The following is a 12535-nucleotide window of genomic DNA, read 5'->3' on the forward strand; positions in this document are numbered from 1 at the left end:
ATGGGTATTTTAAAATTAAAACGCCCTACTTTTATTCATGCTATAAAAAGTACAATTTTAACGACTTTATTAAAAAATAAGCACAAAAAAAATAGCATCACTTTAACGCATAATACTATTTATGTTTTGCCTTCCACACTGGGTGTATATTTTAGCATTGTTGCACTATTAAATTTTGTAATGGGAATTAATTATCAAAATAATTTAATACTGTTTATGGCGTATTTAATGTTTGTGATTATTATTTTTGCCTTGTTGTTAGGTTATAGCAACGCAAAAGGCTTAACTGTCAGCTTTAAGAATACTATTGAGAGTTATGCGCCACAGCAACCTCAGTTAGTGTGGCAAATAGAATCAAACGACACATGTCAGTCAATCACCTTAAGTTATCCCAATAATTTAGAACAAGACTGCTATATAGAGAGTGTTAAAGCCGATACCATACAATGCCAGTTACCATTGCCTTATTTAAAGCGCGGACGCTATTTACTAAAGCCAATAAAAATTGCCAGTAATTATCCATTTGGTTTGGTGAGTGTATGGAGCTATATTCAACCAGATCATACCGTTTATGTTTACCCTTCAATTATTAAAACACCAAATCAAAAACAATTAAGCCAAATGACTGCTAATGATGATGAAGGAGCTGAAAAACATCTAGGCGATGACGAATTTGAAAGTTTAATTACCCATTTGCCAGAAATGGGGTTGCAGCGAGTTTCGTGGAAACACTACGCAAAAACTCAGCAATTATTAGTAAAACAATTTAGTGATTTTAAATCTGCCGATACACAATTTGACTTTAATTTAATGACAGGCGATACCGAGCAACGCTTAGGGCAATTGTGTTACCTAGTATGCCAAGCGTTTGAAAGCGACATTAATTACTCGATGAAATTGCCCAATAAATCCATAGAAAATGGATCAGGTAAGCTTCATCTGCAACGCTGCTTACAAGCCTTAAGTAATGTAGGCGCTGATTATGAATGAGATAAAAAATCAACGCGTTATAAATTTTTCTCTGTCATTTATTTACTTAGGTTTAGTGAGCTTTTTTATAGAACACTTGCCCCTACCCTTTATTATTATGCTCAGCACGTTATGTGGCTGGAATATTTATTTAACTCTTAAACACAAACAAAAACCCAATGCGTGGTTAGCAAACGGACTCGCTGTAGTAGCATTAATTATTATGCTAAGCAGTATTGGCTTTAAAGATACTGTGGTGCTGTTTGTTGCAATGCTTTTATTGTCGTGTGTTTTTAAATTGCTGCAAGCAAAAACAAAGCAGCATTATCAATTGATCATCACTCTCACTTTCTTTTCACTCTCAGCAGTGTATTTGTTTAGCCAAACTATTTTTACCACTTTAATTATTAGTACGCTGTATATTTTAAATTTTGCTGTACTTGGGTTGCTTGAATCTAGTCATAGTTTAAAACTGTCATCAAAAAAAAGTGCTAAAATAATGTTTCTGGCTTTTCCTTTGGCAGTTGTACTCTTAATATTTTTACCTAAACTTCCTGCATTTTGGCAATTACCTGGTCCTAAAATGGCACAAACAGGCCTATCGGAACAAGTAGACCCATTTGATATTGCAAAGTTATCAAACTCCGATGAGTTGGTTTTTAGAGCGAAGTTTGATGATAACTCAGTCTCTACCCCTTACTACTGGCGCGCTATTGTACATGATGAATTTGACGGTAAAGCTTGGAAAACATCTTCGTTTTTAAAACAAGCAATGATGTTACCAAGCCAAAATAGCAGCAATGGAAACACCACTCAATACTCAATAATTGCTGAGCCAGCAATGGCTGATTGGTTATATGGGCTTGGCTATGCCAGTAGTAACAATGAAAATGTAGTTTCCAACTCAGTCGGCTTGCTGCGTAAAAAACAATATAAATCCAAAGTGTTACAATATTCTGTTAGTACTAAACCATTATCGACTAAGAAGCTTAATAGCGTAGAGCAGCGTTTTTATAAAACGCTTACTGTGAGTAATAACCAAAAAAGTTATCAACTGGCGCAACAGTTAAAAAACAGTAGTGCTAACGCTGATGAGCTTTTTAATAAACTGCTAGATTATTTTTCGCAAAATAGTTTCAGTTACACTCTTACGCCAACACCTATGCGCGGTGATGATACGATTGATCAATTTATGTTTAATAATAAACGTGGCTTTTGTGGTCATTATGCCAGTGCAGCTGCCTTTATTTTTAGAAGTGCTGGCGTTCCAGCGCGGTTAGTAAGCGGATATTTAGGCGGCGAGTACAATCAAAACAATGACTATATTACCGTTCGTCAATACGATGCGCATGCTTGGGTTGAGGTATATACTAATGCAGGCTGGAGAATATTTGATGCAACAGCGGTTGTTGCGCCCGAACGATTAAATGGTTCTTTATCACAGAGTGCTGCATTAAATGATGAATTTAAAAATAATATTAATTTTGGTTTAGTTAGCTTAAGTAATTATGCTGCCATAAACTGGCTTCGCCTTGAGTTAGAAAACCTCGATTATCAATGGTCTAGTTGGGTGCTGGGATTTGATAAAAATAAACAACAAGATTTATTAGCGTCCCTATTTGGTAACACTTATGTTTGGTTAGTACCTCTTGGAGTTATTATTGTTTTAATTTTAAGTTTTAGTGCTTATTTTATTTATATAAACCGCCCCAAGGCAACAACCAAACAACCTCCGCTGGTAAAAGAGTATTATCAAATACTCAGTTGGGCTAATAAGCACACTATAAACTACCCTGTAAATGCTACGCCTATTCAAACATTACAACACATTAGTCAACAAGCCCCCTATGCAGAGCAACAAATAACCGCCTTTTGTCACTTATTTGAGCAAGTGCGCTATGCAAGGCAACCATTTACCAAAGAACGTAAAAATCAGGCTAAAGATCTGATAAAATTAATTAAATCTATAAAACAGAGAAATCTATGAACGCAGTTATTATAGGCGTTATTTTAATGCTTGGACTCACTTTGGTCCGCGTAAATGTGATTGTTGCAATGACAATAAGTGCGCTTGTTGCCGGATTAACCGCAGGCATGGGCTTAAAAGAAAGTATTGATGCTTTTAATTCTGGCTTATCATCAGGCGCCGAAATTGCTTTAAGCTATGCGATGCTAGGTGCATTTGCCGTCGCTATCTCTAAGTCAGGCTTAACGCGTATTTTGGCCGCTAAGTTACTCGCTAAAGTAAATGCTCAAACAGGCTCTAGTGAAACCATATTAAGCTACTTTATTCTGTTTATTATTTTGATTTGTGCTATATCTTCTCAAAACTTGGTGCCGGTGCATATCGCTTTTATTCCCATTTTGATCCCGCCGCTGCTTGTTGTGTTTAATAAACTGCGATTAGATAGACGTGCCATTGCTTGTATTTTAACCTTTGGTTTAGCCACCTCGTATATGGTGCTGCCGTATGGTTTTGGGGGTATTTATTTATACTCAATATTACATAAAAATCTAGTTGATAATGGCCTTGAGATTGTTAATACCAGTGTCCCTTTAGCAATGATAATTCCAGCTATTGGTATGTTTGTCGGCTTGTTGATTGCCCTATTTATTAGTTATCGAAAACGCCGCGAATACACAAGCACAGCATTAACAGTTCAAAGCCAACAAGCTGATGTTGAAAACCCCAAAAAGGTAATGCTGGTTGGTTTATTTGCCGTGCTTGCTTCTCTGATCGCTCAAAATGCCAGTGGCTCAATGATATTAGGTGGCCTAGTCGGGGTGGTTATATTTAGTGTATTTGGTGTGGTTAAGTGGGAAGAAAACGGCGACGTATTTAGTAAGGGTGTTGCCATGATGGCAATGATTGGTTTTATTATGATTTCAGCGCAAGGTTTTGCTGCGGTAATGAAAGAAACCGGACACGTTGCTAGCCTAGTCCATAGCAGCGCCGCCATTTTTGACGGTAATAAACCCATAGCTGCCGCAGTAATTTTATTGGTCGGCTTATTTATAACTATGGGCATTGGTAGTTCATTTTCGACTGTGCCTATAATTGCCACCTTATTTGTGCCTTTATGTTTAGAGCTAAACTTTTCTGTAATGGCAACCGCTGCGCTTGTTGGTACGGCAGGCGCATTAGGTGATGCAGGCTCCCCTGCCTCTGACTCTACGCTAGGGCCAACATCAGGACTTAATGCTGACGGACAACACGACCACATTTGGGATTCGGTTGTGCCAACCTTTATTCACTTTAATATTCCGTTATTGGTGTTTGGCTGGATAGCCGCTATGGTTTTATAGTTATTTAAAGGCGTGCATTGCACGCCTTTTTATTAGTCTCATTTATTACTTTAATACGCCCTCCTTATTGAAAAACTAATACCTTTTATTTTATTCAATTGCTAAGTTGGCCATTAGATGAATATAGTATGATGTGTTCTTTATGGTTAATAATATAAGCACCAATCATGGTGCTTATATTATTTTTATTGTTAGGTGTTATAACTCAAAACCATGCAGCATTTTGTCACACACGACAGGTGTTGGCCTGTGGTTATCATCAACAGCAACAAAGGTAAAGCTGCCTGTAATAGCAGAGTGCTTGTTATCTTTGTGCATAGTTTCTAGGAATATTTCAACATCCACTTTCAAACTGGTATTCCCCACATGCGATACCTTTGATATCAACTCAGCAAATGAACCAGCAGGAATAGCTTCTTTAAAGTCGACTCTATCTGATGAAATAGTTACTAATGGTTTACGGCAAAAACGGGTGGCAGCTATAAAAGCAACTTCATCCATCCATGCTAATGCGTCACCACCAAATAGCGTATTATGATGGTTAGTACGCCCAGGAAATACAGCTTTAGTTACCGAAGTGGTCGAATCTTTTATACGTTGCGCAATAATGGCTTCGCGCTCTACTTGAGTCATAATCTCTACTTTTTGTTAGCTAATGTGTCTTGCATTAATAATGCAGGGTCAAGGCGTTCACCTTGCCAATTAAATCGCCAATCTAAATGCGGCCCAGTTACACGGCCCGTAGCACCTATTTCAGCTACCTTTGTACCTTGTTCAATCTTCTGCCCTACTTTTACATCAAGCTTACTTAAATGAATATAAGTAGAGGTAACCCCATGACCATGATCTAAAATCAAAGTACCACCAGAGTAATATAAATCTGGTTCAGCAAATACCACGGTTCCGCTTATCGGCGCATACACAGGTGAACCTGTTTTGTTTGCTATATCTAAACCAAAGTGTGGCCTGCGAGGTTCGCCATTAAAGTAACGTTGGCTACCATAAACACCTGAAATGCGTCCTTTTGCAGGCCTAAGTACTGGCTGTAAAAAGTATTCTAAATCAGAGTTAACAGCCCGTGCTTTTCGTACTGCGATCGCTTCACGGCTAATACGTTCACTTACCGCTTTTGGCGGCGATACGTATTTTTTAGCAACACCGGTAATTTTATCTATATCGTAATCGCGAAGAGTAATAACTAAATCTTGGCTGTGGTTTTTACCGGTTTTATCTACCCAGCTTAATGTATGTACAGGTTTTGCATCACGGCCAAAACCAAATACAAATAACCCATTATCAGCAAGTTTTAACGACTTACCATTGAGGCTTACCGACTTAGCGTTATCTAATTGCCCTGTTACTAGGCCGCCTTGAGTTAAATGCCCTTTTAGCTCAAGCGCTATAGCACTAAAGCTAGTTGATACAATTAACGCCGAAACTAATAAGGATTTAAGCATAACTAATCGACCCCTTTCCAACACCTTCATAGGCGGTAATTTTAACGTCTTTTTCTGGGTGCTCTAATTTCACTTGGCTGGCAATGTAGTCAGCAATACATTCTACCGTGGTATCAATTGGTAAAATATCGCAACGTGATTCACTAATAGACATTTCAAAGTAACCTTGCGCCGCAGTATACGCAAAACAAACATCATCACTTTTAGCTGAGATATGTTTTAATTCAGAGGCGTTTATTTGATCTTCACTAGTTGCTAAGTAAATATCACGCCATTTATCAGCCCACTGTTTTTGCAAACGAGGCATAGAAATACCGCCAAGGCTTATACCAATTTGTGAGCGATGACCATGAATAATACGCTGGCAATTACCATCATGCTTTTTAAGGCCATGGCTATAGTGGTAATAAAAGCTCTGATTGTGCTCAGGCTTTAACACCAACTCAATCTTTTCAATATTATCAGGAAGCTGTGGCAGTATTGTGGCAACTAAGTACTCTGTTACTGATTCAACGTTAATCTCATCAGTATCAATTAAGCAATATGCTTGATGAGGTGCACTCATTGCAAGGTGCTTGTTATCAGCAAATGTACAATCTAATGTTTTGTGATCAGCAAACTCGTTGATGCTGCCGTTTATGTTGTTAGGGACAGCTAAACGGTGATCTATACACTCATCAATAATGCCTTTAATTTGCTTTTTAACTAAGCCAAAGTCTAAAACCATAGACTCTTCGTTTAGTTTGCCATGTAAAGTCAAATCAACAATCCAACTTTCGCCAACTGCACCGCGTTTATTGCATAAGTAAGAAAAATCAATCACAGTGAGTGAGTTAACAAAAAGGGTCATAAATTTCCTTTAAACTGATTAAAAGTCAGCCCCAATTATAATGATTTCTGTTAGTAATTGCGCGGTTTAATCATACTAAAATCAGTTGCATTTACTGATTGCTTATAATTAAACCATTTTTTAACTGCTCCGAGTTGTTTAGCTTACAAGTGTACGCTAAAGTACGAGGCAATTTCTAAGCAAAGATAAAGTGTTATGGAACCTAAAAATAGCTATACAAAAGAAGATTTGATCCTTTGTGGTCAAGGTGAAATGTTTGGTGAAGGAAATTGTCGTTTGCCAAGTGACAACATGTTAATGATGGATCGTATCATTTCAATTACCGATGACGGTGGTGAGCATGGTAAAGGTCAAATAGTTGCAGAGCTAGATATCGACCCTAGCCTTTGGTTTTTCGACTGTCATTTTAAAGGCGACCCAGTAATGCCTGGTTGTTTAGGCTTAGATGCTATGTGGCAACTTGTGGGCTTTTTCTTAGGTTGGTCTGGTGGTCCTGGTCTTGGTCGTGCACTCGGTGTAGGTGAAGTTAAATTTACCGGTCAAATATTGCCAACAGCTAAAAAAGTAACCTACCGCCTAGACATGAAACGCGTTATTAAGCGTAAATTGTTTATGGGTATGGCTGATGGAACCGTAGAAGTAGATGGCCGCGTGATCTACGAAGCAAAAGATTTAAAGGTAGGCTTGTTCCAAGATACCAGCGCGTTTTAAGTTTAAAACACGCAACAAAAAGGCCTCCATTTGGAGGCCTTTTTGCTTTAATTCGTTATGAGTTTATGTTTTATACATATTGCGATTTTCTATTGCCTCGCGCCAACCACCAAGCCACTCAGACTTAGGATCAACTTGTTGATAAGGGCAGTGCTCTTTTGAGCGACCAGCTAAACCTGCTTTAAAACCTTGAGAATGAGCTCTTTCTAAACGATCTCTTTTCTGTCTCTTCATCGGTAAAATCCTCACCTTTATATTTATATTTTTGTAGCATAAAGTTCATCTACATTTAATAAATAGCCAACAAAAATGTTTAATTCAAACACAAAATACAATTAATTTGTTTGACTTTAACTAAGCTGCTGATGCAATGATAAATTAATTAAAAAATAAATTTACTGCTCAAACTTAATCAACTTTAACCTATATAACTTTATTTAAATGTTCCGACATATCGGCTCAAAAACACATAAGTGTCATATTTGTGACTGGCAACATAAGCTAAAGTTCCTCATTAATTTGTAATCGAAAAATGAACAGATTTCGTTGTTTTAAAAAGATTGCAAATAAACACTTGATTATTTAAAACCGATCGGTCTAATATAAGTTATGAATAAAATATCAGCAGTTACAAATAGGCGTGGCCGCCCACCCAAAATAGCCAGAGACAACGCAGACACTAAAGCGTTGCTCCTTCGTGTGGGATTAGAAACCCTCACTGAGTTTGGTTTTAGTGCCACAGGGCTCGACACCATATTAAAAAAAGCCAAAGTCCCTAAGGGCTCGTTTTATCATTACTTTAAAAATAAAGAAGCATTTGGCTTAGCTTTGGTTGATGCGTACGACACGTTTTTTATAGCTAAACTTAAGTTTTATTTAGAGCAACCTGAAATACCGCCCCTAGAACGCATTGTTAACTTTACCCAAAGTGCTATAGCTGGGATGCAAAAATATGATTACAAACGCGGTTGTTTAGTAGGCAATTTAAACCAAGAACTCAATCATTTAAGTGACGAGTTTAAAATACGCCTAATGCAGAGTTACCATGCTTGGCAAGCACAGTTAACACAGTGCTTAGACTTGGCTCAACAGCAACACACTATTAAAGCTGATATTGATACCACACAAATGAGTGAATTTTTTTGGATTGGTTGGGAAGGCGCAGTAATGCGAGCTAAACTAACACAATCAAGCAAGCCACTGACTTTATACACAGAAATGTTTTTACGCACATTACTCAAATGATGCATTTTTTATTATCAATTTAAAGACGATCGGTCTAAAAGGAAATCTAATGAGCAATCCTATTAAAGCTATTGTTATAGACAAGCAAGACGACGACTACAGTGCCAATTTAAGCAGCATAAACAGTGACGATCTACCAAACGAAAATGTATTAATTGACGTACTGTACAGTACCCTAAATTACAAAGATGGCTTAGCCATTACTGGCAAAGGTCCTGTAGTTCGCAGCTTTCCTATGGTACCTGGCATCGATTTAGTGGGTACAGTGACTAGCAGCGACAGTGCTGAATTTAAAAGTGGCGACCACGTTATTTTAAATGGCTTTGGTGTTGGCGAAAAACACTGGGGTGGCCTAGCCCAAAAAGCGGCTCTTAGCAGCGATTGGTTAATTCCCTTACCCGCCAACTTATCAGCTAAGCAAGCTATGCAAATTGGCACCGCGGGTTACACAGCAATGTTGAGCGTGATTGCCCTTGAAAAACAAGGGATCACCCCTGATTCAGGTGAAGTGTTAGTCACCGGTGCCAATGGTGGCGTAGGCAGTTTTGCTATTTATTTACTAAGCCAGCTAGGTTATCAAGTAACCGCAGCAACAGGTCGCATGGAACAGGCTGACTATTTAAAATCATTAGGTGCAACTAAAGTAATTGATAGGAACGAGTTTTCAAACCCAGGTAAACCACTGCAAAAAGAACGCTTTGCTGCTGCCATTGATTCTGTAGGTAGTCACACACTTGCTAATATTTGTGCCTCACTTAAATACGGTGGCGTAGTAACAGCTTGTGGGCTTGCACAAGGTATGGATTTGCCAGCGTCTGTTGCGCCATTTATTTTACGTGGTATTTCTTTAATGGGTATTGATAGCGTAATGCGCCCTAAAGCGGACCGTGTTGAAGCATGGGATCGTTTAGCATCCCTAGTTAGTAGCGATTACTTAGATAAAATTTCGACCGAAATCACACTTGATCAGGTTATTGAAAATGCCGAACAGCTCATGCAGGGCCAAATTCGTGGTCGTGTTGTGGTTAATTGTCAAAGTTAAGCATTTTTGCTATTAAACTCTCGTTATTAAATTTATAATGCTGTCCGTATTTTTAATAACGAGAGAGCACCTATGAGCAACCAAGAACTTTTCAGTAATAACCCACTGCAAGGCGTTAAATTAGAGCAAGTGGTTGAAGAACTGGTTGAGCAATATGGGTGGGAACTCCTGCATGCCTACTTACAACTCAACTGCTTTAAAAATAATCCTGATATTAAGTCTGCGGTTAAGTTTTTACGTAAAACCGAGTGGGCACAGCAAAAAGTAGATAATTTTTATTTGTACCGCCTTAAAAACTTACCACGCCCAGATGACGTACAATACGAATTGCCACCCCGCGACCGTATTATCCCTGAAGGTGATAAGCCAGGTGAACCATGCGAGTTAAGCTTCTCTGATGCAAAACGTATTCAAGAGAAAAAAGCAGCCAAGCAACGTGCCCGTACTCGTAAACAACGTTCAAACTCAAGTAACCCTTGGGGTAACTAAGCTAATTTCATAAAAGAGCTAACTTTATTGTTAGCTTTTTTTGTTTATTGAGGAAATTAATAGCCTCGGTGTTTCCAAAAATCATCTTCTGTTTTGGTCTGTTCATTAGTTAGATTAAATGTTTTATCCGCAATGACTTTTCCTGCTAATGATAAGGTCATACGCCAGTTACCTATTTTATCTTCTATAGGCTCCCATACTGTATCTCCTAAATAAAACGACCAATCGTTATCTTTAACATGCACTGTTCCCTCAAAAGGCTGCATCACTTCGCCATCGGCATCTATAATACCGGGGTGATAAATACAATAATGTAGCTTTTCGCCTTTGGCTTTTTTGATATTTACTATTAGGCCAAATTCCACATCAATACACGCGGTTACCTTTGTGGTGAATTGCGTGATTTGTGGTAACGATTTACTGGCTTTGTCCCAGTTGGAATATATACCGTAACTTTCTAATGTAATTTGTGGTTTAGATTTTGCCATTTAACTTTCTATTTTTTCTTTCTATTGTTAAGCCACCAGCCTCAGCGAGTGACTTATTAATTAAGTAGTTGTTTTGGATTTTTAGGATAATAATTGCTGGGTTGCTGCTCGCATAAACTAAACTCGCGAGTATTTTTATACGGCAACTTCATAAAACCAGCGACCCCAACATCAGTTATATTAACCGCGTACTGCATGAGTTTATTTAGCAAACGTTTAAATTGAACTTCTTTACTAGCATCGAGTAATCGATAGTAATGGTGAATCTTCATCCTATCTGGTAGTGCTTCAAAAATAATACAACCCGTATGATGTATCTGGTTTAGCTCAAATACACATTTAATCACCTTTTTAGGCAGTTGCAGTTGTTCATCGGGATCTTTACCATCTTCAAAATATGAGTGCGGACGGGTTACCTCGCTGGCTTTTACATTAACCACTTCATAGTCAAGCTCAGGTAACTGGTTAAATTTGAACGCACCGGTACCATCGCGCTCTAGCTGAATCGTTTTACGGGCATCAAATAGACAACACTTAAATAAGCCTTTTTGACTAATCGCTTGTGCCAGCATTACAGTATTATTTACCGCATCAGTAAACGCGGTGGCTAAAGCTTCATCGTGCATAATAAGTGATGACTCAACATACAAAGAATCATCTTTCCAATGAAAACTCAGCCCCCCTACTACTGGGTATTTCGCTAAGCGACTAATTGACGCTAAAAACGCTTTTTCGGTATCCCCAGTATCAAACAAAAATTCTTTGTAATACCTATCTAACTGAGCATCATTTACATCGAGTAATTGCTGTTTATGGTCGGCTTGGCGTAAAAACTGTTTTCGGGAACTATATACAACGGTTTCGGGCTCAGGATCTTGGCTAAACCAAAAAGGAATGCGTGCTTTAGTGTCTTGCTTTGGCAGCTCTGGTAAAAATGCTTTTGCCATAGTTTCTATGTTACGCATAAAATAGTCGCCGGCTTTATCTCTTACACTACGCTCTTTTGAGAGCATGCCGTCAATTACATTCGCAAGCTCTTTTGGTAGCATTAAACTACTGGCCGGAATAGCCTGAGCGCCAAATCGACAAGACTGCGCCGATGCTAGAGCATACAACGTTGATGCAACCCCCTGCTCATCAAAACGAGGGGATGACTTTTCGCCAGACATTTGCGCATCACCAATAAAATACACATCACCCATTCGCGCGTTAGTGGTGCTTAAATCACCCGACATTAAATCCATAAAATTACTGGCAATAGGGTTGCCTTGTTCATCTACTTGGGCATATACCGAACTTCCCCAATCAACCAATGAAAGCTGCTTGGCTTTTTCATCCCACACCAAGTTAGAGGGTTTAATATCGCCATGCACAATAGGTTGTGGGCTTAATCCATTTTTATGATGGCGTAAATCAAGCAACACATTTCTCAATTTTACCGCTAAGTTCATTATTTTTGCAGCAGATAGTCGCCCTTGCTTAAGTGATACTTTTTCAAGGTCTTCACCTACTGCACGGGCCATCATTAAAATGCCCTGTTTTTTAATCCGCTCAAAACCATAAAATTTTGGTATTAGCGGATTATCAATTTGAGACAGCATATACGCTTCGTCTTCAAGGCGATCTCGTACACTTTGTGCCAGCGTTATTCTTGAAAATTTAAACACCCACGGCAGGCCATGTTCATCATCACCCGCAAAAACAAAGCCAAACGCACCAGAGCCAATCATTTCAACATTTTTATAACCAAGTAGTGTTAGCTGTTTAATACAAATGTTAAGCCATTGGCGATGCTTTTTGGCATCACGGTGCGATAACAAATAAACAGACTGTTCTTCGTTAATATAAAAGTTGCGAATTTCTTTTGCTTTCAATGCATGTACTCAAAATAATAAGGTGTAAAAACGCCCTTCGATTATTAGTTTTATATAAAGAGATTACAATAGCTTATAGCTTTGTTTTTATCTGCAGTTATAAA

General features: G+C 38.4%; 13 protein-coding genes. 7 read left to right on the top strand and 6 right to left on the bottom strand.

What is annotated here, in order from left to right; genetic code table 11:
* From CWB77_RS06830 to CWB77_RS06840, 3 genes are read left to right on the top strand one after another with little or no spacing between them, the layout of a single operon-like run.
* Positions 1-990 carry a DUF58 domain-containing protein gene (locus CWB77_RS06830; RefSeq protein WP_171043256.1) on the top strand — a complete coding sequence of 330 codons (990 nt, stop codon included), beginning with the start codon at positions 1-3 and terminating at the stop codon, positions 988-990.
* Positions 983-2956: a transglutaminase TgpA family protein gene (locus CWB77_RS06835; RefSeq protein ID WP_138622024.1), complete on the top strand. Its 1974-nt coding sequence runs from the start codon at positions 983-985 to the stop codon at positions 2954-2956. The genes CWB77_RS06830 and CWB77_RS06835 overlap by 8 nt, the downstream gene beginning before the upstream one ends.
* On the top strand, positions 2953-4275 hold the full coding sequence (locus CWB77_RS06840; RefSeq protein WP_010389979.1) for a Na+/H+ antiporter family protein: 1323 nt from the start codon (positions 2953-2955) through the stop codon (positions 4273-4275). Before CWB77_RS06835 ends, CWB77_RS06840 begins: the two co-directional genes overlap by 4 nt.
* Before the next feature lie 198 nt (positions 4276-4473).
* On the opposite strand, the gene CWB77_RS06845 is transcribed toward CWB77_RS06840, so the two are convergent.
* From CWB77_RS06845 to CWB77_RS06855, 3 genes are read right to left on the bottom strand one after another with little or no spacing between them, the layout of a single operon-like run.
* Positions 4474-4908, bottom strand: a complete 435-nt coding sequence (locus tag CWB77_RS06845) for an acyl-CoA thioesterase (RefSeq protein ID WP_008114650.1) — start codon at positions 4906-4908, stop codon at positions 4474-4476.
* Between the two features lie 5 nt (positions 4909-4913).
* On the bottom strand, positions 4914-5732 hold the full coding sequence (locus tag CWB77_RS06850; RefSeq protein ID WP_138622026.1) for a M23 family metallopeptidase: 819 nt from the start codon (positions 5730-5732) through the stop codon (positions 4914-4916).
* Positions 5725-6582, bottom strand: coding sequence for a 6-carboxytetrahydropterin synthase (locus CWB77_RS06855; protein WP_138622028.1), 858 nt, complete (start codon positions 6580-6582; stop codon positions 5725-5727). Before CWB77_RS06855 ends, CWB77_RS06850 begins: the two co-directional genes overlap by 8 nt.
* 195 nt (positions 6583-6777) lie before the next feature.
* Between CWB77_RS06855 and fabA the strand changes: the two genes are divergently transcribed.
* Positions 6778-7293 carry a bifunctional 3-hydroxydecanoyl-ACP dehydratase/trans-2-decenoyl-ACP isomerase gene (gene fabA / locus CWB77_RS06860; RefSeq protein ID WP_010389976.1) on the top strand — a complete coding sequence of 172 codons (516 nt, stop codon included), beginning with the start codon at positions 6778-6780 and terminating at the stop codon, positions 7291-7293.
* Between the two features lie 63 nt (positions 7294-7356).
* Here fabA and rmf read toward each other — a convergent pair whose 3' ends face one another.
* A complete protein-coding gene (gene rmf / locus CWB77_RS06865) occupies positions 7357-7527 on the bottom strand; it encodes a ribosome modulation factor (protein ID WP_008114656.1) in 171 nt (56 codons plus the stop codon).
* Positions 7528-7902: 375 nt separating this feature from the next.
* Here rmf and acuR point away from each other — a divergent pair, with 375 nt between their 5' ends.
* The 3 genes from acuR to CWB77_RS06880 all read left to right on the top strand — a co-directional run bounded on the left by acuR (position 7903) and on the right by CWB77_RS06880 (position 10069).
* Positions 7903-8538, top strand: coding sequence for an acrylate utilization transcriptional regulator AcuR (gene acuR / locus CWB77_RS06870; RefSeq protein ID WP_138622030.1), 636 nt, complete (start codon positions 7903-7905; stop codon positions 8536-8538).
* 49 nt (positions 8539-8587) lie between these two features.
* Positions 8588-9580: an acrylyl-CoA reductase (NADPH) gene (acuI, locus tag CWB77_RS06875; protein WP_138622032.1), complete on the top strand. Its 993-nt coding sequence runs from the start codon at positions 8588-8590 to the stop codon at positions 9578-9580.
* Between the two features lie 72 nt (positions 9581-9652).
* A complete protein-coding gene (locus tag CWB77_RS06880; protein WP_008114664.1) occupies positions 9653-10069 on the top strand; it encodes a VF530 family protein in 417 nt (138 codons plus the stop codon).
* 56 nt (positions 10070-10125) lie between these two features.
* Here CWB77_RS06880 and CWB77_RS06885 read toward each other — a convergent pair whose 3' ends face one another.
* Both CWB77_RS06885 and CWB77_RS06890 read right to left on the bottom strand, forming a co-directional pair.
* On the bottom strand, positions 10126-10557 hold the full coding sequence (locus tag CWB77_RS06885) for a DUF3859 domain-containing protein (protein ID WP_138622034.1): 432 nt from the start codon (positions 10555-10557) through the stop codon (positions 10126-10128).
* A 56-nt stretch (positions 10558-10613) separates the two neighbouring features.
* Positions 10614-12431 (bottom strand): protein kinase domain-containing protein, encoded by a 1818-nt coding sequence (locus tag CWB77_RS06890; protein ID WP_138622036.1) that lies wholly within the window; start codon positions 12429-12431, stop codon positions 10614-10616.
* Between the last annotated feature and the right edge of the window lie 104 nt (positions 12432-12535).

The organism is Pseudoalteromonas sp. S1610 (assembly GCF_005887465.1).
Classification (GTDB): Bacteria; Pseudomonadota; Gammaproteobacteria; order Enterobacterales; family Alteromonadaceae; genus Pseudoalteromonas; species Pseudoalteromonas undina.

Bases quoted from the DNA above. Each gene is read 5' to 3' on its own strand.
- acuR (WP_138622030.1), top strand. From the start codon at position 7,903: ATGAATAAAATATCAGCAGTTACAAATAGGCGTGGCCGCCCACCCAAA.
- CWB77_RS06880 (WP_008114664.1), top strand. From the start codon at position 9,653: ATGAGCAACCAAGAACTTTTCAGTAATAACCCACTGCAAGGCGTTAAA.
- CWB77_RS06835 (WP_138622024.1), top strand. From the start codon at position 983: ATGAATGAGATAAAAAATCAACGCGTTATAAATTTTTCTCTGTCATTT.
- CWB77_RS06850 (WP_138622026.1), bottom strand. From the start codon at position 5,732: ATGCTTAAATCCTTATTAGTTTCGGCGTTAATTGTATCAACTAGCTTT.
- CWB77_RS06855 (WP_138622028.1), bottom strand. From the start codon at position 6,582: ATGACCCTTTTTGTTAACTCACTCACTGTGATTGATTTTTCTTACTTA.
- acuI (WP_138622032.1), top strand. From the start codon at position 8,588: ATGAGCAATCCTATTAAAGCTATTGTTATAGACAAGCAAGACGACGAC.
- CWB77_RS06845 (WP_008114650.1), bottom strand. From the start codon at position 4,908: ATGACTCAAGTAGAGCGCGAAGCCATTATTGCGCAACGTATAAAAGAT.
- CWB77_RS06830 (WP_171043256.1), top strand. From the start codon at position 1: ATGGGTATTTTAAAATTAAAACGCCCTACTTTTATTCATGCTATAAAA.
- rmf (WP_008114656.1), bottom strand. From the start codon at position 7,527: ATGAAGAGACAGAAAAGAGATCGTTTAGAAAGAGCTCATTCTCAAGGT.
- CWB77_RS06885 (WP_138622034.1), bottom strand. From the start codon at position 10,557: ATGGCAAAATCTAAACCACAAATTACATTAGAAAGTTACGGTATATAT.
- fabA (WP_010389976.1), top strand. From the start codon at position 6,778: ATGGAACCTAAAAATAGCTATACAAAAGAAGATTTGATCCTTTGTGGT.
- CWB77_RS06840 (WP_010389979.1), top strand. From the start codon at position 2,953: ATGAACGCAGTTATTATAGGCGTTATTTTAATGCTTGGACTCACTTTG.